This window comes from Paenibacillus sp. AGC31 (assembly GCF_057334655.1).
The window spans coordinates 261,938-282,144 of sequence record NZ_JBHFJH010000028.1 but is presented as its reverse complement, the minus strand read 5'-3'; the positions used below and the strand labels follow the sequence as shown (position 1 = coordinate 282,144).

The following is a 20,207-nucleotide window of genomic DNA, read 5'->3' as shown; positions in this document are numbered from 1 at the left end:
TTCCATTACGGGCGAACATCATTGGTGTGATGGTATCAGTATATTAGCAAGTAAGAATTTCGTGATTATTATATGCGTAGTAGCCCAACCAAAAGAGCGCTATCCGATGAGTACAATACTCCTGGATGCGCCCTTTTTATATTTACAGTATTCAATTTATCTTTGTTGATTAGTCCAATTTAATTTTGAAAACAATAGGCGCATTACTTTTCACAGTTGTCGTTGTGATCGTCAGTGCGTCCGCTGTTCTCTCCCATTGCGGCTGTTCTTCATAGCCAAGTACCTGAATATCTTGAATGACCCCTTGATAATGGTGAGAATTTTCCTTCAGGGATTTAATCTGCACCACTCCGTTATCTGGATAAGCAAGAACCGTGGCATACAGACTGCTTTCTTTTAACGTAAACCGTATATCTTCACTCGTAAATATCTTCGTATCCCCATCCGTGAATTGCCCCTCCTTCACCTCTGTCGGACCCTCGCCAAACGTACGCCAGAATGACGTGTCATAGATCGCTTCCCCATTCACTTCCAGCCACTTGCCAATGCTCAGCAAAATGTCGCGATCTTCTTCCGGTATGCTGCCATCTGCTTTGGGACCAATGTTCAGCAGTAAATTTCCGTTTTTGCTTACAATATCGACGAGATCCCGAATGATCTCCTCAGCCGTTTTATAGTTATTATTTTCCGTATAACACCATGAGTTTTTAGCGACAGCTGTATCCGTTTGCCAAAAATAGGGCTTAAGCTCAGCGAACTGTCCCCGCTCCACATCCGGAACGGCAGTACCAAACATATAGGCCTCATGTTTATAATTGATAGCTACAGGCACACCCCATTCTTCACCTTTGTTATAATAATAGGCGGCAAATTTTTTAAGATAGGGTTTGAACGCAACCGTTTGAATCCACCAATCGAAATAGAAGACCTTTGGCTGATATTGATCGACCAGTTCACAGCAGCGAATCAACCAGTCCTCCAGATACTCCTGGGTTGGAGGTGAGTCATACAAGTCGAAGTGATCCTTGGGTTCAGGCATGGCAGGCCAATAGAAATCCCCACGCTCCAAGGGTTCCTTAATATCTGAATCAAACGCCTTCCCGTGAGACATGAAGAACCAGTGCTCCGCACGGTGAGACGACACACATAAGGTCAGCCCCTGCTTCTCGTATGCAGCCTTCATCTCACCCAGAAGATCCCGTTTGGGGCCCATTTCATATGTGTTATAGTGAGAGATAGAGCTTTTGTACATCTGAAAACCATCATGGTGCTCAGCCACAGGCATAACATATCTGGCTCCAGCCTGTTTGAATAACGTTGCCCATTCGTCTGCATCGAACTTCTCTGCACGAAACATCGGAATGAAGTCTTTATATCCAAAGTCCTTATGAGGTCCATACACCGCAAGGTGATGTTCATAAGCTTTGGTGCCTTGTATGTACATATTTCGCGAATACCATTCGCTATCATAGGCCGGTACTGAATATAGCCCCCAGTGAATGAATATGCCGAATTTCGCTTTTGGATACCATTCGGGAACTTGAAAGGCGCTAAGCGAACTCCAGTTGTCCTTGAATTTACCGCTCTCAATCGTTGCTTCAATATGTTGCAAATATTCGTTTTTGTCCATGAGATGTTCTCATCCCTTCTGTTATTGTCTGTAGTTGTATTGTAGTGCTACGGCCGAAAGATAGACATGCAGAACACTAACTTTTAGATGGACAATAATAACCTTGTATGGAGATGAAAAGTATGAATCACCAAACTTTGCTTACGAACTACCTGTCCAATCTCCAAGTCGAATTATTTATGGTCAACTACAATCGGTGCGATACGGATTGGCGGGACCTGGATTACACGCCCGATTACAGCAAGTTTTATTTCATATGCGAAGGTGAAGGTCGGCTCAAAATTGGGGATGAGGAGTATTATCCTGCGCCTAATCAGCTTATTTTAATGCCAGAGGGGATCAAACAGTCTTATTCTGCCATTAACGACCGTCCTTTTCTCAAATATTGGTGTCACTTTAGCGCGAAGGTTGGGGGAATCAATTTGTTCCAAATTCTGAAATTCCCACACATCTGTACGATAGAACAACCTGAGTTGATTCAAGCAATCTTCAGCAGTATCCTTACATATGCAAAATCCGATGAAGTCTATGCCCATATGATGGCCAAGAGCAAACTGACCGAGTTACTATCCCACTATCTAATGAATCTGGATCTGGATCAGATCTCTTTTATTAACGTTCCTGTCATGGAGAAACTGTCTACCATCCTGGCTTATATTGATTCCAACATCGAAGAGAATATTTCGGTTCAGGATCTGGCTCAGATCGCCTACATGCATCCAAATTATTTCATTCGATTCTTCAAGCAGCAGATCGGAGTTCCTCCGATCCTCTATATTACTGGCAAAAAAATCGATAAGGCCAAGGAGTTGCTGGCCTGCACCCCGAACACAATAACTGCCATTGCCGAACATCTCGGTTTTAGTGATTTGTATTATTTCTCCAGGCAGTTCAAAAAACATACAGGGTTAACTCCAACGGAGTACCGCAAACAAAAAACGTTACTTACAACGAAACATGGTCTGTAAACAACCTCAAAACAGAGAGAGTTCCCTCATTCGGAACTCCCTCCTACAGACTTGTTTCTGTTCGATTCATGCTGAGTTGCTTTCTGGAGTTCTCTCAAATAAGCATAACCATAGTTTTGGTCCGGCTCAAGATATGCCCCTTCCGCCCACTCATTCCAGGCGTTAACAAAAAGATATTCACTTTTGTACAGCGTCCTCGCTCGTTCCATCTGTCTGGATAGATACAGCCCAAACTTCTCTGGGGTGGACCCAAGCGTACTCTGTCCGTCAACGCCTCTCCGCGGTGTATTATCCCAATTGACAAAAGCTCCTGGATAGACAATTTCTCCGTTACGGTGTGGTGTTCGTTCGAGAATGGAGGACCATACCTTGTCGTAATTCACAGCAATATGCTGCTGTCCCTTGATGTTCATTTCGATCCAGATTCCATTCATATGTCCATGTGCAAACGTATAATGTGGTTCAAATTCCATACTCGCATCAAAGATCTGACGATTAAATGTAGGGAATCCACCAATGGTCTGCACAAAATGGATCCCTTTCAGGCCATGCTTCAAAGCCAATTCACGCCAAAACTGAATCATTTCCTCACATTGCGGAATGCTGGCTGGCCGATAGATCAGAAATAATGGCTTACCTTCCACTCGAATATATCGTTTGTCCTTAAATACCTTTACCAGATAATTAAAATGTTCTTCCCAATCCTCTCGATCCCCATAGTTTTGTGCAATGAGAATATCGGATTCTTGCCCATCCCATTTTCTTGTCCATGTCTCATTGGCCCAAGACAAACAAAAGGGAAAATCAGGCTCCCCACTATTCAATATTTCATTCACCGGTTTTTCCAGCAAACGCTTGCCTTTGAACCAATAATGATAATAACAAAATCCATAAATGCCATGCTGTTTAGCCGTTTCCGCTTGCCAATTTCGTACATCTGGATCGGAAAGATCATAATATTTCCCCTGAAATGGCTGCTTAGGCTGATGATGACCCGAATATAAAGGCGTGGCTTTTTTTACATTCGTCCATTCGGTAAAACCGTCCCCCCACCATCGGTCGTTCTCCTCAATCCGGTGAAATTGGGGCAGATGCAGAGCAATTACCTTCAATCAGAACTCCTCCAATGCAGCAACATGATGCAGCCTACGCTCCTGTGATTTTTGGGATGATTTATATGAAAATGATATCCAGCAGTCGCAATGTTTTTTGTAGATGGGATTGATTATATTTCATGTATGCCAGAGCACGGCTAGCGGCCAGTCTCCTTGCATCAACACTTTGCCAGTAATGTTCAAACTTCTGAGTGAGTTCTTCACAAGAGTTGTATTGTTGAAAGTTACTAAGGTCAATCCCGTTGCTCTGATTCACAGATGATCCTATGAGTTGAAACGTCCCACATGCGGCAATTTCCATCACGTTTTTGATTGATTCGCCACGATGAATAACCAGTTTGCTTCCGTTATATAACATCTGACGAGCTTCATTCATATGAACAGGATTGAAATCCCCGATCTGTGTCCAACCCTTTCCATCTACCCGAACCTTTTTGTTATGCAAAAGACCCGATTTGGCAATAGCGGTGACGATGCCATCCGGTTCTGCATCCCCGATAATATAAACATCCGATTCGTACTCCAGGGGAACAGCTTGCGGACAGAATATATGTGGATCAGGCGGCATGAACAGTTCATGACTAACCCTGCTTCCCATATGATGCTGATCATCGCTTATTTGGGTTGAATGTTGTGTAAACACGTGATCAAAAATCGATAGAATAGTTTCGCTTTGATTCACATGTTGATCGGCAGACAACCAGATTGCCTTCTTCACGTTGGATGTGCTTAATGCTGTGATATTCTCATCCGGCAAGTTTTCTTCGCTTCCAATGACCATAATCAGATCAACATCACGGGAAGACAAACAGGCTGACACGGATTCGATATATTTAATCTCATTCACATTTCTCACGAGATGTTTCAGACTCTGTTCAATCAGGACGCAATGTGATGACATTTCTCGATCATTACAAGGAGTAATAAGAAGCACATTTAACTCCTTATAGATCACTTTTGGCACTTCTCGGGCAGGTATGCTTCCCACCTGCATCATTTTCAGCCATTGCTGATTCAGTTCCAATTGCTGTACTTCCATATGTTTACGCATGGATTTGAGTTTCCTGTTCAGCACCACATTCATCTGTCTCAGGAATAACCGGTTCGCATCCTGAACTGAACGTTTCTTTTTCGTGGACTTAACCTGCATTCTTGACTTCTTTCGGATAACAAACCCTCCTGTTCCATGCGAAAACATTCTCTGCCTACAATATGCACGAAATAGTGGCGTGGTTTCTTCTATTGAGATTTTCTCCAACTCTCTTTTGCAAAAAGGGCTTTATCCCAGACATATAATGTGTGGCCACCCGGGTCATTCCAGATCTTGTCCTCATAGAATATATGAATACTATATAGGAGATGATATCTTTGCCAACATTTGATAGCATCCTTGTCACAGGCAATCAGACGATTAATCAGAATCTGCAGGTCAATGGTAATCAAACCGTTGGTGTCGATCTACAAGTCAATGGTAATCAGACCGTAACAGGCAGCCTTCAAATCAACGCCAGCTCCTCGATTGTCAACCATTTGGGTGTAGGCGGAGTGATTGAAGCTGGAGATAGCGTTAAGGCCGCTACACAATTAATGGCACTCAATCAACCTACTCTTCCAGTCTCCCTCCCCGTTTTGCAACAATTCAGATATTACAATCCTGGTGTTGTAGGTCAACCCGGTCTGGTCTTAACTGGGACAGCTGGCAACCAATATATACTGTTCGTTGATGAGAGTAGCGGGACACCCCATCTCGCTATTCAGCCCGTATAATATAACTCTGAATAGATGAATTTCACCAAAAAGAAGCGATATCCGTGTACACGCCGGATATCGCTTCTCTTGGTTTCTTTTCTGATGAAGCCTGGTTATAACTCATCCATTTATCAATCTGTGATTAATACGGACAAGACACTCTTGCTTTCCAGCTGGAACTTCATCAATTCATCGTCGCACAGCTTAACCTGTATGTTGCCCGCCTCCTCCCCATCATTGAAGAGGACTAAACCTACGGAACCATCGGCATTTTTAAAAGCCACAGAAGAAATTCCATCATCACTGGATGTTGTTTCGATCCGAACAGCCTTCGGACGGATCACAGCACTGAAATGAGCCAGAGCATAATAATCAAGTGTATACGTAAGTTCCTTTGTTTGCTGATTCACTTGCACGATACCACGACACGTACTGCGACCAAATCCAGGAACCGTAGGCCCATTATTCTCATCTAGTGCCATATTCCAAAGTACAAAGGACTTGCTATAATTGCGAAGAATCTGAATTCCCGTCCGCATCACATTTGAGAAGGCTTGCTCAAATGGCGGAATCCACTCTCCACCTGAACCTTCAGTGAAATGAACTTCTTTACCTGCAAAAGCTTCATAAACCTTCGTTTGAGCTGAAGCATCTCCCCCGTACCAATGCCAGGCTACGCCATCCACTTCTTCTCCCGCTTGTTCAAGTACGGTCAGGGGATAGTCCGGTTGATCCCAGTTGTGATCATAACAGAGGATCTTGGTTTGAATTTCATTTTGCTCGAAGGCTGGTTTGAGATGGTTTTTGATAAAGTCTGCTTGGGCTTCGGCTGGCATCAACATACCAGGATAGTGCCCTGGTTCATACAGCGCCTCATTCTGCGGTGTGATGGCATGGATCGGTAATCCTTGCTTGGCATAGGCTTGAATGTATTTCACAAAATATTGCGCATAAACCGGATACCATTCCGCCTTCAACTGTCCGGTAATCATCGATCCGCTCGTTTTCATCCATCCCGGTGCACTCCATGGTGAAGCAAACAGTTTCATTTCAGGATTCAATGCCAAAGCCTGTTGCGTTAAAGGAATAACATCCTCTTCATCATGTGAAATGCTGAATTGGGTTAATTCTGCGTCTGTCTGTTGCTCGGGCATATCGTTATAACTGTATACCGTTCTCGCATAGTCCGAAGCCCCCATTGGATTACGGATGACTGACAGCCCAATCCCTTTCTCCGGATGGAATAGTCGGGTCATGACCTCATCCCGTTGCTCATCATTCAAGATTTGATTGATCAAATAGGCAGATGAATCGGTAAAAGAAGCACCAAATCCGTCCATCTCCTGATACGTTAGCTGATCATCCAGAAGGATGGTCGTTGTCTCCTTATGAGCATCCAGAGGCTTTAATTGCTCTTGGGATAGAGATACGAATAAATCTTCTTCACCCGTGGATTTGTACATTTTTAAAGTTGTCATAGGATTCTCCTTTGTATTTCTATTATTGAATGCCTAGTTTCTCTTTGTTCAATTTCATCTTTTCACTGCGTACCTTCACAATTTCTTCCCAACGGTTCTCACCTAAAAATGACTTGTAAGAAGCCAGTGCATTGTCATACGAGGCATCATCCTTGGAACGTACCATACTGACCAGTGTTGTATTCCACTTCGTATTGATTGCTGACAACGCACGAGCTTCAGGTGTACCTTGATCCGGGCTAATATTCTCCAGAATGAAGTGTGGTTTCAGCTTGCCTTTACCCCACTCCTGCATCTGTTTAATCGCTTCCGGAAAAGCATCTGCACTGAGTGCTTTGTGGCGGTCGTGACCGAAGAACATAAATTCACCCATCCGATAATCCTTTTTGAATTGATCCGCGTTATTGAGTTGCAGGTCTTTCACGGCTGGCAGCAGTTCTACACTACCGTCGGCTTTGGTTTGGTAGGTTTCCCCCTCGATCCCGTAATTCATAAGCGTCTGTCCCTCTTCACTCAGCAAGTATGTGAATATCTGAATGGCCTTGGCCGGATCTTTACAGTCCTTTGAAATGAAATTGATCATCCACCCGGTTATTCCGGATTGATTCAATGTTGGTGCATTGCCTTTAGTGCTCTGCGGTCCATCAATGGCGATATATTCTTTGCCCGGATTGGCGCTCATGTAGATCTGCAGGTTTCCTCCTTGTTGAGGTGTACCGTCAAGTAACATGGTTGCATATTTACCGGACTTCACTTTTTCCTCAAAAGCAGTTCCATCATCGGCAAAACTGTCATCACTGATATTGCCGTCTCTGTACACGGTGTTCAGCGTTTTCAACCACGTGAGGTAATCTTCATCCAGATTGCGATCATAGAATTCTCCTGATTCGGTCTCCAACGGAACACCGATGAAATCTTGCAACGTATCCCCGAGTGAACCTGTTCCTTCACCAATGGAGTTGAACCCAAACGGAATCAGCGCAGGGAACTCTTGCTTAATTCGTTTCATCACACTCTGGAATTCTTCTGGTGTTCCAATGACAGGACTGCCCAAAGCTTCGTACACATCCTTACGAATGATAAATGCCGTTTTGGCAGGAATGTTACCGCTATCATAATCCTCTTGTGTATTGGAATAGTTCGGGTAACCATAGGTTTTACCATCCGCCAATTGGAACCAGTTCAATGTATCGGCAGCCGCAACTTTATTAAAGTAAGGATCATATTTTTCCGCCAGATCGTTCAGCGGCATAGCCCAGGTTGCTGCTTTTTGTACCACAGGAGAATTGGAGTCAAACACCGTCAGCAAGTCAGGCATATCTCCACCTGCGAAAAAGGTGTTTAACTTGGTATCATCACCCGTGATGAATTTAATATTGATGTTCAAATCCTCTTTGATTTTCTTGGTAACGATATCCTTGCCAAAATCGGTGTTCCACCAGTCAGCATTGACGTACCATGTCAGGTCGGTAGCCTCTTCCTTTTTATCCAACTGCCAAGCCGGCTTTTCCGGGTCAACCGTATAACGATCTTCAATGGATACCCAATTCCCTTCACTGGAGCCCCCCGATCCACCGCTGCAACCTGTAATCATAAGTACGGCTGTGAGCAGTGTTGCAAGCAATATAATCCCTTTTTTGCCTGATGCCTTGTTCAACTTCAACATATTTTTGTTCCTCCTCAAAATGGGGTATTTGGTCCCCTTATTCCTTGACCGCTCCGAGCATCATTCCCGAGATAAAGTATCTCTGAACGATGGGATAGATCAGCACAATCGGTAGTGTGGTAATGACAATGGTAGCCAACTGCACGCCTTTGGTCGTTGTTTCAATGACAGCGGAACCCCCGACATTTTGCATGGATTGTGTCTGGGACTGAACGATAATCTCATACAGCATCATCTGGAGTGGATACAGTGACTGATCGGTAATATATAACTTGGTTGTCATGAAGTCGTTCCATTGCCCCACCCCATTAAATAGCGCAATTGTCGCCATGGCTGGCATGGAGAGCGGAATGAATATTTTCAGGAAAATATGCCAATCCCCTGCACCATCAATCTTGGCCGATTCTTCCAGCGAATCCGGGACATTCCGGAAGAAATTCATCAGAATCACGACATCATAGAAGCTGAATAACGCCGGGATAATGTACACCCAGAAGCTGTTAAGCAGGCCAAGTGATTTGATTAACAGATACGTCGGGATCATGCCGCCCGAGAAGAACATGGTAATAACACCCATGGCAACGTATAATTTACGGCCTCTTATGTACTTTTTGCTCAGACCGTAACCAACCATGGCACAGAAGAACACATGTGTAACAACGCCAATCGTTGTTTTGGACACTGATATGAAGAAAGCCTGCCAGATGCCCTGATCGTTGAATACAGCTCTGTAATTCTCCAGCGAGAATTCCGGTGACCAGAAGATAAATCCACCTTCCGCCAGCGCTTTGCCTGAACTAAAGGAAGAAATGATGACATTCCAGAGAGGAACGAGAATAACGACCGTACAGATGATTAGCAAAATCATATTTAAGGTATCAAAGATCCGACTATCGAGATCTTCTTTTGCCACCTTTCCATTCACGCGGGATGCCTCCTTCTACAACACAGATTGATTATCGTTTAATTTGCTTGTGATTTTGTTTGCCGTGACGAGTAGAATGACAGAGATGATGGAGACACCCAAGCCAACGGCCGTTGCATATGAAAAGTCACCCTGAGACATCCCCATACGATAGACGTACGAATTGATGACTTCCGCTTTGTCGCGGTTCTGAGAGTTCATGAGAACCAGGGTCTGATCCAGATTCGACCCCAATAAACCGCTTACAGTTAGAATCAGATTTAGGCTGATGATTGATCTCATATTAGGCAATGTGATATTCCAGATCTGTCTGAGACGGCTTGCACCATCAATTTTGGCAGCTTCATAGTATGTTGGGTCAATCTTTGCCATGATCGCCAGATACAGAATCGTTCCCCAACCTGCTTCTTTCCAAATATCCGATAACGTAGCAATCCACCAATACTTGCCTGCATCCAGCAAGATGTTCTGCGGTTGCGAGATCACTCCCAGGCTAAGTAACAACTGATTAAATAAGCCCGTGGTTGAAAACCAAGTGATCAGCATTCCCCCAAGTACGATCCAGGACAAAAAGTGAGGTAAATATGAAACCGTTTGCACAAACTTCTTGAAGCGTCCGCTGTTTAACTCGTAGATCATGATCGCGAGAATGATCGGAATGACAAACCCGATACCTAATTTCAAAAAACTGATCCCCAGCGTATTCACGACCGCATCCCAGAAGTATTTGTCTGACAAAATGATTCTGAAATTATCCAGCCCTACCCAAGGAGCGGTAGCCAGCGTATCAATGACCGTGTAATTTTTGAAGGCAATCGTCAAACCGTAAATCGGGATATAACAGAAAATAATCATAAAGATAATGCCCGGGATAATCATCGATTGAATCTCCCATTGTCTCCGATAATCGACTATGAACTCTTTAATCCGTTGTCCGATGGGTTTCTTCCCATTGGGACTGATCGCATTTTTACCGGTTGATGTCTCTACGGCTAATTTATCCACGTTTTTTTACTCCCCTCCATCATACATGTTTATAAAAACGTTTTTATTTTTCGACATAAAAAACCCCTTTATTTATATTTATGTAAAAAAAAGACCGGAGAAGAAGCTGAATCAACTTATGTACGGTAGTCTTTCCGGTCGATCTTCACATGGCTTGAACCTCTCACCACCAGCTCACCCGCCAATTTTTGTGCAGCACCTTGTTCTTTCTCCTTGATCATACCCACCAGTTGATTGATGGCCAGGATACCCTGTCTTGCAATTTGATTTCTTACCGTTGTAAGCGGTGGAGAAAAATACTGTGCGATATCAATATCGTCAAAACCCACGACACTAACATCTTGAGGCACTTCAAAACCCTCAGACTTCAACGCATGCATACAGCCAATTGCACTCAAGTCATTCCCTGCAAGAAATGCATCAGGCCGCTTGCCCGGGTGTAAGTGAAGAAAAGATTTTATCGCACTATACGTACTCTCCTCCTCAAAATACCCTTGTATAATGTAATCTTCATCGATTGGAAGCTGGTATTCACGCAAAGCAGCCAGATAGCCGTCTCTACGCTGCACACTGTCAAACATTGTGTCCACGCCCGAAATATAAGCAATTTTCTTGTGCCCCAGCCCAATTAAATACTTGGTTGCTTCATAGGCCGCCACATACGAGTCAAAAATGACACTTCCCATCGTATCGCTCTGATAGACCCGATCCAGAAAAACAGCCTTGATCTTGTCTTTCTCCATGGCGATAATATCTTGCTCATCGATCCGAAGCTCTTCGTAGATAATGACACCATCCACCCGCCGACCCAGAATATTACTCATAATAACGTGTTTATCCTTGGTCACAAATACATTCAGCCCGTACCCCAGACGATCACATTCGCGAGACATTGACTCAACCAGCTTATAGAAATACGGACCCGATACACTTGTGGTGAAAAAACCGAGCATTTTGGTTTGACCGGACTTCAACAGCTTGCCATTCAGATTGGGCACATAATTTAAACGCTCTGCCACCTTAAGAACATGTGATTTGGTCTCCGGGTTCAAGACATCCACACCATTTAAGGCGTTGGAGACAGTAGATATGGATACGCCCGCTTCCCTTGCTACATCTTTAATCGTTATCTTTGCCATAAGTTTTGTTCCTTTACTATAAAAACGTTTTTATAATGTTTAAATTATCATAAAACCGTTTTCATGGCAACACTTTAATTTGCGAGTTCAGGCATCATGTAACTTTGTTCATAGCTATACGCCACTGCGGGCGCAAAAAAACGGCTCATGTATGAGCCGCCGTTCATGAAGCTTTAGCTTCTATTCCTCATCCTGGATATACATGGATTGAATCTGTTGCAGCTGCTCTTCCAGACGTTCCAAGCGAACAAAACGATCCGCTCGAATATATTCCTTCTGCTCCACAAGCATGATCATTGTTGGAACGGTGAAAATAAGAAACTTAGATGCAACCTCTTCCACTTCATTAGCATTAATGTGACCCAGATATACCGATGGATAAGGTTCAAGCAATGCCCTGATCTTGGGGAGTAAAGCGTGACATACACTGCACTCTGGACGAGATACATACAAAAAAACCAATTCATGTTGTTGAATAGCTTCTTCAACCATTTCTATGGATGTTAACTCATGAATATCTTTCATAGAAGCTCAATCCTTTCAGTCATCAATAGCTTGCTCATTTTAAACTTTTTCTTTTCAAGTATAACCTATGTGCGTTAGAATCAAATGGAATATATCCCCATATGAAAGAGGTTATGGTATGAAAAAATCATTCGTATTTCTGTTCACTGCCCTGGTAGTTGTTACTTCCTTCTCGGCGTATGCACCTGTGTCGAATGCCTCTGGCGATATTGGCGTAAGCCTGCTGTCCGATCGTCAGCAAGGTACAGTAAAGTAGTACTTGTACAAAAAGTAACAGGCGACAATTCGGATAACATTTGAATTAGTCGCCTGCTTTCATTTATTCTTATTGATCTTTATTTCCAATTTCTCTTCCGAAGATAAGATTCAAATACAAAAGTTCCAAACGGCAATAGACCGGCGAGTCCACCCATCAGCCAACGCGTTATCTTCCACTTTTTGACCAGAGCCAAGTGAACTAGCGCAATAAGGTACAAGGGAAATAAAATACCATGAATCATGCCCATTACGGCTACAGCGGAAGAGATATCTGCAAAATATTTCAGAGGCATAGCAATAAAAATCAATAGAAGTAAGGATACACCCTCCCATATGCCCGCAATTCTGAATCGGCCTGTCACTGTCTTCATAAAGTCCATTCTCACCTTTCCCGCTAATCGTTTGTGAAATATGTAACTTGTAACATGATACAAAAAACCTCAGCGACATCTCTGTACAGATATGTCGTTCTAAAGCACATCTTCAGTATAACGTATGAGTTTGACTCGAAGATGCTTCAAATTTGAATAATTATTGAATCCATAAAACCAGATTCCAGCATCAGGTCTTACGGATTCAAGTCGTCTCACGCTCAATCAGCTGGTATGTCAGCTGTTCGGTCTGCAACTCCACTTTACCCAATACGGCCCACAATAGATGGAAAGCCTGGGTAGCTTGCTCCGCAATCGGATTATGTATGGTCGTGATTCCAAGAACACGGGAAAGCTCGATATCATCAAACCCCACAATGGCAAGTTGTTCCGGTACCTGAATATTCCGTCTGCGTGCTTCACTCAGAATACCGATGGCTGCATAATCATTTGAACATAATACGGCCTGTGGAAGTTCTGACCCTTCAGCCATTCTTCGCATCGCTTCTTCGCCATCGGAGGAGCTAAATACGGAATATTGATATGCTTCAGTCCACACATGCAACCCTCTGCTTTTCATGAAAGATTCATAGGCTTCTCGGCGGCTCTGGGTATTCAAACTTTCAGCCCTGCCAAATGCATTCGCAATTCGGGTGTATCCTCTTGATACCAGATGCTCCAGAGCTAACTTATACCCTTCTGCCTGATCCATCGCAACAGACGGAATCTCGTCATTCCCCATTCGCTGCCAGGAGACAATCGGACCGTATTCCATATAAGCCTTTAATTTCCGAGGATCATTGACACAAGCAATAATAACTAGCCCATCGACTCGTTTACTGCGCAGATCTTCGAACGCCTGCAATTCAATCTCCGGATCTCCACGGGATGTATAGATAATCGTCTGAAACCCAAAATCCATGGCTGTATCAATGAATTGATTCATGAATGTAAGAATGATCTCACCTGTGGTAGAAGTCACAATTCCAATCTGCTTCGTTTGCCCTGTAGATAGCGATATGGCATTTCGGTTGGGAATATAATTCAACTGTTTCATAATATCCGTTATGATCTGTCTTGCTTCATCACTAACATGCGGAGAATGATTAATCACGCGTGACACAGTCGCTTTTGAGTAACCGGACCGCTTCATTATTTCATCAAACTTGGACATCGGAGACTCCCTTCTTGCTAACGAACTATATAAGTTCAACTAAGATTATTTACACTGGCACTTCGATGACAGAACAACCTTCCGATCGCTGTTATCCCCAGATTTTTTGATTCCCTTATCTAAACGGGAAAATCCGGGGATAGCGTATGCTTCCGATGTAGCTTTCTTTCAGAAAGCTTTCAGGCGACCGCTTCGCTTCTTCTGGTTATTTTCTGTCCTCTCCGTTTTCGTGAAATTTTAGTTGAACTTATTTAGAATAATAGTATGCCTCAAATCTGGGTCAAAAGTAAAACTTGACGTGTAACCCGTTACAACGTTTAAGCTTTTTTTATGTCATACATGAACAACCTCTTAATATCAATTTGATGAATGGAGCGATACACATGAGTAACTCTCAAAATCATACCTATCAATTCCCGGGAAATTTCCTGTGGGGTGGCGCAATTGCAGCCAATCAGGCTGAAGGTGCATACAATCAAGGTGGCAAAGGATTATCTACACAGGATGTAGCTCCCAAAGGCATCATGGGGCCAATTACGGAAGAACCAACTGAAGATAACATGAAACTGATCGGTATCGATCTGTATCATCGTTACAAGGAAGATGTGAAACTGTTTGCCGAGATGGGCTTCAAAGTATTCCGTACTTCCATCGCCTGGTCCCGGATTTTCCCAAAAGGGGACGAGCTGGAACCAAATGAAGAAGGTCTGCAATTCTACGACGATCTGTTTGACGAGTGTCACAAATACGGGATCGAACCACTGGTTACACTATCCCACTATGAGACACCTCTTCACTTGTCCAAAGAATACGACGGCTGGGTTAACCGAAAAATGGTTGGATTCTATGAGCGTTATGTAACTGCCGTATTTAAACGGTATAAAAACAAAGTAAAATACTGGCTTACCTTTAACGAAATCAATTCGATTCTTGAAGCACCCTTCATGAGTGGAGGCATCTACACGCCTAAGGAAAAGCTTAGCAAGCAAGATCTCTATCAGGCGATCCATCATGAGTTTGTAGCCAGTGCTTCTGCTGTGAAGCTCTGTCATGAGATCATTCCTACAGCACAGATTGGTTGTATGATGCTCAGTATGCCTACCTACCCGCTGACACCAAATCCAGACGATATGATTAAAGTCATGGAATTCGAACATAGCAACTATTTCTTCGGTGATGTACACGTAAGAGGTCGCTACCCTGGTTATATGAAACGTTACTTCCGTGAAAATGGAATCGAGATTCAGATGGAAGCTGGCGACGAGGAAATGTTACTGAATACAGTAGACTTTATCTCTTTCAGTTATTACATGAGTATCTGTCAGACAGCAGACCCGGAGAAACAAATCGCAGGTGAAGGTAACCTTCTTGGGGGTGTACCTAACCCTTATCTGCCAGCAAGTGAATGGGGATGGCAGATTGACCCGCAAGGATTGCGCTATGTGCTGAACATGTTCTATGACCGTTATCAAAAACCGCTGTTTATTGTAGAGAATGGCCTGGGAGCTGTGGATGAATTGATCACAGGTGCGGACGGTGAGAAAACAGTAGAAGATGACTACCGAATCCAGTATCTGAATGATCATCTGGTTCAGGTTGGCGAAGCCATTGAAGACGGCGTTGAAATTATGGGTTATACATCATGGGGTTGCATTGATGTGGTCAGTGCGTCTTCTGCCCAGTTGAAAAAACGTTATGGTTATATCTATGTGGATCGTCATGACGATGGATCAGGAACACTCGAACGTTATCGCAAGAAATCCTTCCATTGGTACAAAGAAGTGATCAGTAGTAACGGAAAAAGTTTGCAACGTTAAGGTTCTTTAAGCAAATGTAACAGATCCATTCTTCTATCCCCCAGACATTATCACATGAAAAAGTGTCGGTTATACGATACCTTGGCATGTTTTCTGTCTGGGGGATTTATTTTATTTTCAAAAAGAAACACCCGATGCTACACATCGGGCATTCTCATTAGCTACGATCACATTGTTCACTATTTATTCTTCACTATATGTTCTTCACTACATCCCTGCTGTACTTTGTTTTGTCTTCTTCCGTTATCTTGCGAATGACCCTGCAAGGATTACCCGCAGCAATCACACCAGACGGTATACTCTTGGTCACTACGCTCCCTGCGCCGATGATCGTATTATCTCCAATCGTCACACCAGCAAGAACTGTCACACCGCCACCGATCCATACATTATTGCCCACCGTGATGGGTCCAACGATCTCCAGACCTTCATTGCGCTGCTCAACATCATAAGGGTGGCCTGCAGTATAAAATCCGCAATTGGGAGCAACAAAAACGTTATCTCCAAAACTGATTTTTCCTCCATCCAGCATGACAATATTATGATTGCTATAGAAGTTCTCACCAATTTCAATATTATAGCCGTAATCACATACAAATGGCTGTTCAATCAGGAAACGATCCGTCGTTTTCCCCAGCAGTTTCTTGATTATCGCTTCTCTTTCATTGATCTTGGCTGGATGGAGCTGGTTATAATCATAACAAAGCCCTTTGGCATGTATACGCTCTTCAATTAACTCTTGATCATAATTGGCGTTATACAAGAGCCCTAATTGGGATTTCTCTTTTTCAGTCATCATTCCGTAAGCACTTCCCATCTTCTATCTAAAATAAATTAAAGCTCAATCTCTCTAATGATTCTAGCAGGATTGCCGCCCACGATCATATTATCGGGAACATCCTTTGTAACCACAGACCCAGAAGCAATGACCACGTTGTCTCCAATGGTAACCCCCGGATTAATAACGGCTCTACCACCAATCCATACATTATTGCCAATCGTGACTGGCTTGCCATATTCTGCACCCGTATTGCGTTCATGCGGATGGAGTGGATGAGTAGCCGTATAGATATGTACATCTGGCCCCATTAAGCAATGGTCTCCAATACGAACTTCACACACATCTAATATTGTACAGTTAAAATTGGTATAAAAATGATTGCCTACATGAATGTTATATCCATAATCCACATGAATATTAGGTTCCATGCCCAGATGTTCACCTGTAGATCCTAACAGTTCTTTCAATAGCTTGGTGCGAAGCTCACCCTCCGTTTCCGTCGTTTGATTGAACGTCCGCGTCATTTTCCTTGCATACTCTCTGTCCTCAGACAATTGAAGATCCGAAGCCATGTACAGCTCGCCATCCAGCATTTTTTGTTTTTCCGTTTTCGTAGTCATGATCACCGCTCCCTCAATAACAACATGTAACCAAACATTAAATAATACTTTTAAAAACTATTTTAATTATATAGATTACCATGAATAAAGCAAGTTTTGCTCCATATGAAAATGGTTTATTCTTCTGACGTGTACTCTAGCGTATCAACAACAAAAAACCTCTACACCCATTAAACTATGGGAATGCAGAGGTTCAAGCCTTTTATCCAATCTCCAATTTCTTTATTCTAAGCAACCACCTGAACGGTTTTTTCCTTAACGCTAATGGCATAGATGGCAGACACCAAACCAAGCAAAACCAGCACAGAACCAACCCATCCAGTGTTCAGAATCGATGAATGATCAATCACCATGCCACCGATATAGGTACCCAGTGCAATACCTGCATGTGCAATACCTGAGTTGGTGCTGATTAGCGTTTCAGCTGTTTCCGGCGAAGTTTTGATAATGAGACTATTCTGTACAGGCGTAACGGTCCAGCTCAGTGCACTCCAGATGCTTAACAGCAGTAAGAAGGCAATCAAAGGCAATCCCACACTGAACGGAATGACAGCCATACTCACGATAAAGGGAATCAGCACAATGACAATGGCTTTAGCAGGGTGCAGACGATCGGATAACATGCCACCTATGCCTCCACCCGCAACAGCTGCGATTCCAAACATCATATAGATAAAGGTAACCATCGTGGCGCTGGCACCCAGCGTTTCTTGCAGAAACGGTGTGAAATACGCATATAAAGTCAAATGACCCGCAAGCACAAGCAAAGTCGTAGCGTGGATTGCCAACATTTTTGGATTCCACAGAGCCGTTAGCTGTTTCTTCAGGGATACAGCAGGAATAGGCTGCACACGGTCCATCGCAATCCAGATGGCCACCATAACCACTGCTGTCAGAACAGCGATCAGCATAAACACCTCACGCCAGCCTGCCAAGTTACCTACAAAGATTCCAAGAGGTACACCCAGGATAAGCGATGCGCTGCCTCCCATGGTAATGATCCCCACGGCACGTCCTTTGTATTGTGGTTCCACAATACGTGCTGCAAGGGTCAGGGAGAGCACAAAAATAAGTGAACCCGTTGCGGCTCCGAGTGCTCTGCCCGCCATCAGCATGTAAAAGCTGGTACTGAATGCAGAGATCAGGTTACTGATCAGAAAAACAAATAGCGTACACATATATACTTTTTTACGCTCGAATCTGGCCGTCATATTTAACAAAATCGGCGCAGACAACGCATAGACAAGTGAGAAAATAGAGATTAAATACCCGGCTTTCGCCAGGGATAGATGAAGATCCGTAGCAATCAGGTCCAAAATTCCGCCCAAGATCAGTTCAACGGTTCCGACCACAAATGCTGCGATAGCAAGCACATATACTTTCTTATTCATGTTGAATCCTCCTTAAAAAGTTACAACTACGATAGTAACCCATAAAAATGAAAGTTTCAATAGTTATTTTCATGTTTTTTTCAAACAAAGATATAACAAAAAAAAACTATCCTGCGAGAGAATAGTTTTAATAGATCAATCTGGTGAGCAGTTTCTCGATTTCAGCATCCTGTAACAGTTGGTCACCGTATTTTTTGGTAATTTGAGTAAGGGCAACATCATGGTAGAAATAATCGGTCATTGCTTTGACAATCGGTTTGGACATCGTCTTGATCGCTCTCCAAGAATCATGCTCTACACCGGCAAACAGCAGATACGCATGATCCACAATGAGCAGCTGTGAAGGCTCTGGTGCGTCGAGCAATGGAATCAACGAGTATTTCCGGGTTAAGGATGTCTCCATTCCCCCAACGGCAAGCACTTCAACGTACACGCCCTGCTTTTCTTTCCGCTCCAGCAGTTCACGATATTTCTCCATTCGCTCGTTCCAGGCAAGAAAAAGAATCGATGAGTCTGCTTCCTCGATAAGCTGTTCAATATTCGATGCGATAGATGATTCATCTTTTAACGTCCAGATATGCTCGTCCGTGAATGTACGTTTGATTTTGTAACGCTTCAGTTCCTCAATATCTTTCTCGAAATCTGCCTTAATCTTATGGATAATGGACTGAAGATCAACGGCCATATATAATTTTTTCTTCCCATCCATCGTTGTTAGCACCGTTCCCTTGTCGATTAACCGGTTGAGCACTTCATAGATCTTGGCTTTGGGGACGTTGGAGTGATTAACAATGGATGTGGCATCAAGCGGTTCATCCTGTGCAAATATAGCCTCATAGACCTGACTTTCATATTGTGTAAAACCGAATTTCTGCAACATGTCTGGATAGGCGCATCCCTTCTTATTGTGTCTGGTCTATCTAGTTTAGACGGCTATACTGCCCATGTCCAGTATGTCCCAATTGATCTTGGTGAAAGTCGTATCGCAATAAGTATTAGGGATGTACCTCAAATAAAATTACTTTTCAATGGTTATATTAAGAATCGGAATACACATTTCGCTTATGAAAGGAGTTGTAGGAACAGATGGAGAGTACTCAAGATTTTGTGAAAAAAGTTAACGAAAATGCCGAAAAAGCACGCCATAACAAAAACAATGGTAAAGGAACTCCGGGGGACAAATTACCATCGAAGCAACACTCCACGAATAAGTAGGGTCTATTTATTAAACAGCATGTCTATGGTCTAGCACCTTTTCATCCTTTTTTCATCTACTATTAAGAACCTTAATAGAAAAGAGATGATTAGGATGGCTCGTGTCAATGCTGTTCCACAACCGGATCTGGTATTAATCTATTGGTCTAGAAATCCGCTCATTCCCGGTTCTGCGCGCAGAATCCAAAGTGTGCGTGTAATTGGTAATACATCTCCATGTACGTTCACACTGGTTCCCGGTGCACGGCTGATCAATGCACTGAACTGCTTGCTGGACAATGATATTGGATTCAAAGTGGTATACCGCTACAAAACGTCTGAAATCAGTGGGGTTCTGTTATTGAAACGCAGATAAACCCAATTAAAAAAACGGTGCCTCT

The 20,207-nt window shown here is 43.3% G+C and carries 21 protein-coding genes; 6 read left to right on the top strand and 15 right to left on the bottom strand.

What is annotated here, in order from left to right; translation table 11 throughout:
- Positions 1–169: 169 nt before the first annotated feature.
- Positions 170–1,630, bottom strand: a complete 1,461-nt coding sequence (locus ACE04G_RS15540) for an alpha-L-fucosidase (protein WP_449004504.1) — start codon at positions 1,628–1,630, stop codon at positions 170–172.
- 122 nt (positions 1,631–1,752) lie between these two features.
- On the opposite strand from ACE04G_RS15540, the gene ACE04G_RS15535 reads away from it, so the two are divergent.
- Entirely contained in the window at positions 1,753–2,598 is an 846-nt protein-coding gene (locus ACE04G_RS15535; RefSeq protein ID WP_449004503.1) for an AraC family transcriptional regulator, read from the top strand.
- A 26-nt stretch (positions 2,599–2,624) separates the two neighbouring features.
- On the opposite strand, the gene ACE04G_RS15530 is transcribed toward ACE04G_RS15535, so the two are convergent.
- Together ACE04G_RS15530 and ACE04G_RS15525 are read right to left on the bottom strand one after the other, a co-directional pair.
- Positions 2,625–3,710: a glycosyltransferase WbsX family protein gene (locus tag ACE04G_RS15530; protein ID WP_449004502.1), complete on the bottom strand. Its 1,086-nt coding sequence runs from the start codon at positions 3,708–3,710 to the stop codon at positions 2,625–2,627.
- A gap of 61 nt (positions 3,711–3,771) precedes the next feature.
- Positions 3,772–4,863, bottom strand: a complete 1,092-nt coding sequence (locus ACE04G_RS15525; RefSeq protein WP_449004501.1) for a CgeB family protein — start codon at positions 4,861–4,863, stop codon at positions 3,772–3,774.
- A gap of 209 nt (positions 4,864–5,072) precedes the next feature.
- Here ACE04G_RS15525 and ACE04G_RS15520 point away from each other — a divergent pair, with 209 nt between their 5' ends.
- Positions 5,073–5,480, top strand: coding sequence for a hypothetical protein (locus ACE04G_RS15520; RefSeq protein WP_449004500.1), 408 nt, complete (start codon positions 5,073–5,075; stop codon positions 5,478–5,480).
- Positions 5,481–5,593: 113 nt separating this feature from the next.
- Here the strand turns inward: ACE04G_RS15520 and ACE04G_RS15515 are convergent, their stop codons facing one another.
- The 6 genes from ACE04G_RS15515 to ACE04G_RS15490 all read right to left on the bottom strand — a co-directional run bounded on the left by ACE04G_RS15515 (position 5,594) and on the right by ACE04G_RS15490 (position 12,200).
- Entirely contained in the window at positions 5,594–6,940 is a 1,347-nt protein-coding gene (locus tag ACE04G_RS15515) for a glycoside hydrolase family 30 protein (protein WP_449004499.1), read from the bottom strand.
- A 22-nt stretch (positions 6,941–6,962) separates the two neighbouring features.
- Positions 6,963–8,606 (bottom strand): type 2 periplasmic-binding domain-containing protein, encoded by a 1,644-nt coding sequence (locus ACE04G_RS15510; RefSeq protein WP_449004498.1) that lies wholly within the window; start codon positions 8,604–8,606, stop codon positions 6,963–6,965.
- Positions 8,607–8,643: 37 nt separating this feature from the next.
- On the bottom strand, positions 8,644–9,531 hold the full coding sequence (locus ACE04G_RS15505; protein WP_076211802.1) for a carbohydrate ABC transporter permease: 888 nt from the start codon (positions 9,529–9,531) through the stop codon (positions 8,644–8,646).
- Between the two features lie 15 nt (positions 9,532–9,546).
- Positions 9,547–10,536, bottom strand: a complete 990-nt coding sequence (locus tag ACE04G_RS15500; RefSeq protein WP_206099103.1) for an ABC transporter permease — start codon at positions 10,534–10,536, stop codon at positions 9,547–9,549.
- Positions 10,537–10,652: 116 nt separating this feature from the next.
- Positions 10,653–11,675 carry a LacI family DNA-binding transcriptional regulator gene (locus ACE04G_RS15495; protein WP_076330992.1) on the bottom strand — a complete coding sequence of 341 codons (1,023 nt, stop codon included), beginning with the start codon at positions 11,673–11,675 and terminating at the stop codon, positions 10,653–10,655.
- A gap of 180 nt (positions 11,676–11,855) precedes the next feature.
- Positions 11,856–12,200 carry a thioredoxin family protein gene (locus ACE04G_RS15490; protein ID WP_221819495.1) on the bottom strand — a complete coding sequence of 115 codons (345 nt, stop codon included), beginning with the start codon at positions 12,198–12,200 and terminating at the stop codon, positions 11,856–11,858.
- A gap of 118 nt (positions 12,201–12,318) precedes the next feature.
- Here ACE04G_RS15490 and ACE04G_RS15485 point away from each other — a divergent pair, with 118 nt between their 5' ends.
- Complete coding sequence (locus ACE04G_RS15485; protein WP_221819496.1) at positions 12,319–12,456, top strand: hypothetical protein; 138 nt, start codon at positions 12,319–12,321, stop codon at positions 12,454–12,456.
- 79 nt (positions 12,457–12,535) lie between these two features.
- Here ACE04G_RS15485 and ACE04G_RS15480 read toward each other — a convergent pair whose 3' ends face one another.
- Positions 12,536–12,829 (bottom strand): DUF3817 domain-containing protein, encoded by a 294-nt coding sequence (locus ACE04G_RS15480; protein ID WP_076212121.1) that lies wholly within the window; start codon positions 12,827–12,829, stop codon positions 12,536–12,538.
- A 205-nt stretch (positions 12,830–13,034) separates the two neighbouring features.
- Positions 13,035–14,003 carry a LacI family DNA-binding transcriptional regulator gene (locus ACE04G_RS15475; RefSeq protein WP_339308250.1) on the bottom strand — a complete coding sequence of 323 codons (969 nt, stop codon included), beginning with the start codon at positions 14,001–14,003 and terminating at the stop codon, positions 13,035–13,037.
- Positions 14,004–14,386: 383 nt separating this feature from the next.
- On the opposite strand from ACE04G_RS15475, the gene ACE04G_RS15470 reads away from it, so the two are divergent.
- Positions 14,387–15,820 (top strand): glycoside hydrolase family 1 protein, encoded by a 1,434-nt coding sequence (locus ACE04G_RS15470; RefSeq protein WP_221819498.1) that lies wholly within the window; start codon positions 14,387–14,389, stop codon positions 15,818–15,820.
- 193 nt (positions 15,821–16,013) lie between these two features.
- On the opposite strand, the gene ACE04G_RS15465 is transcribed toward ACE04G_RS15470, so the two are convergent.
- The 4 genes from ACE04G_RS15465 to ACE04G_RS15450 form a co-directional block, all read right to left on the bottom strand.
- Positions 16,014–16,616 carry a sugar O-acetyltransferase gene (locus tag ACE04G_RS15465; RefSeq protein WP_221819638.1) on the bottom strand — a complete coding sequence of 201 codons (603 nt, stop codon included), beginning with the start codon at positions 16,614–16,616 and terminating at the stop codon, positions 16,014–16,016.
- Between the two features lie 38 nt (positions 16,617–16,654).
- On the bottom strand, positions 16,655–17,221 hold the full coding sequence (locus ACE04G_RS15460) for a sugar O-acetyltransferase (protein ID WP_221819499.1): 567 nt from the start codon (positions 17,219–17,221) through the stop codon (positions 16,655–16,657).
- 227 nt (positions 17,222–17,448) lie between these two features.
- Entirely contained in the window at positions 17,449–18,612 is a 1,164-nt protein-coding gene (locus tag ACE04G_RS15455; protein ID WP_221819500.1) for an MFS transporter, read from the bottom strand.
- Between the two features lie 127 nt (positions 18,613–18,739).
- Positions 18,740–19,492, bottom strand: a complete 753-nt coding sequence (locus tag ACE04G_RS15450) for a TrmB family transcriptional regulator (protein WP_221819501.1) — start codon at positions 19,490–19,492, stop codon at positions 18,740–18,742.
- 206 nt (positions 19,493–19,698) lie between these two features.
- On the opposite strand from ACE04G_RS15450, the gene ACE04G_RS15445 reads away from it, so the two are divergent.
- Both ACE04G_RS15445 and ACE04G_RS15440 read left to right on the top strand, forming a co-directional pair.
- Positions 19,699–19,827, top strand: coding sequence for a DUF4023 family protein (locus tag ACE04G_RS15445; RefSeq protein WP_047842809.1), 129 nt, complete (start codon positions 19,699–19,701; stop codon positions 19,825–19,827).
- 94 nt (positions 19,828–19,921) lie between these two features.
- Entirely contained in the window at positions 19,922–20,182 is a 261-nt protein-coding gene (locus ACE04G_RS15440; RefSeq protein WP_145317749.1) for a hypothetical protein, read from the top strand.
- The last annotated feature ends 25 nt before the right edge of the window (positions 20,183–20,207 follow it).

Excerpts from the sequence above, each read along its gene's own strand:
- ACE04G_RS15495 (WP_076330992.1), bottom strand. The coding sequence starts at position 11,675 with ATGGCAAAGATAACGATTAAAGATGTAGCAAGGGAAGCGGGCGTATCC.
- ACE04G_RS15485 (WP_221819496.1), top strand. The coding sequence starts at position 12,319 with ATGAAAAAATCATTCGTATTTCTGTTCACTGCCCTGGTAGTTGTTACT.
- ACE04G_RS15480 (WP_076212121.1), bottom strand. The coding sequence starts at position 12,829 with ATGAAGACAGTGACAGGCCGATTCAGAATTGCGGGCATATGGGAGGGT.
- ACE04G_RS15460 (WP_221819499.1), bottom strand. The coding sequence starts at position 17,221 with ATGACTACGAAAACGGAAAAACAAAAAATGCTGGATGGCGAGCTGTAC.
- ACE04G_RS15540 (WP_449004504.1), bottom strand. The coding sequence starts at position 1,630 with ATGGACAAAAACGAATATTTGCAACATATTGAAGCAACGATTGAGAGC.
- ACE04G_RS15465 (WP_221819638.1), bottom strand. The coding sequence starts at position 16,616 with ATGACTGAAAAAGAGAAATCCCAATTAGGGCTCTTGTATAACGCCAAT.
- ACE04G_RS15470 (WP_221819498.1), top strand. The coding sequence starts at position 14,387 with ATGAGTAACTCTCAAAATCATACCTATCAATTCCCGGGAAATTTCCTG.
- ACE04G_RS15455 (WP_221819500.1), bottom strand. The coding sequence starts at position 18,612 with ATGAATAAGAAAGTATATGTGCTTGCTATCGCAGCATTTGTGGTCGGA.
- ACE04G_RS15515 (WP_449004499.1), bottom strand. The coding sequence starts at position 6,940 with ATGACAACTTTAAAAATGTACAAATCCACGGGTGAAGAAGATTTATTC.
- ACE04G_RS15450 (WP_221819501.1), bottom strand. The coding sequence starts at position 19,492 with ATGTTGCAGAAATTCGGTTTTACACAATATGAAAGTCAGGTCTATGAG.
- ACE04G_RS15525 (WP_449004501.1), bottom strand. The coding sequence starts at position 4,863 with ATGCAGGTTAAGTCCACGAAAAAGAAACGTTCAGTTCAGGATGCGAAC.
- ACE04G_RS15445 (WP_047842809.1), top strand. The coding sequence starts at position 19,699 with ATGGAGAGTACTCAAGATTTTGTGAAAAAAGTTAACGAAAATGCCGAA.
- ACE04G_RS15535 (WP_449004503.1), top strand. The coding sequence starts at position 1,753 with ATGAATCACCAAACTTTGCTTACGAACTACCTGTCCAATCTCCAAGTC.
- ACE04G_RS15475 (WP_339308250.1), bottom strand. The coding sequence starts at position 14,003 with ATGTCCAAGTTTGATGAAATAATGAAGCGGTCCGGTTACTCAAAAGCG.
- ACE04G_RS15490 (WP_221819495.1), bottom strand. The coding sequence starts at position 12,200 with ATGAAAGATATTCATGAGTTAACATCCATAGAAATGGTTGAAGAAGCT.
- ACE04G_RS15440 (WP_145317749.1), top strand. The coding sequence starts at position 19,922 with ATGGCTCGTGTCAATGCTGTTCCACAACCGGATCTGGTATTAATCTAT.
- ACE04G_RS15510 (WP_449004498.1), bottom strand. The coding sequence starts at position 8,606 with ATGTTGAAGTTGAACAAGGCATCAGGCAAAAAAGGGATTATATTGCTT.
- ACE04G_RS15520 (WP_449004500.1), top strand. The coding sequence starts at position 5,073 with ATGATATCTTTGCCAACATTTGATAGCATCCTTGTCACAGGCAATCAG.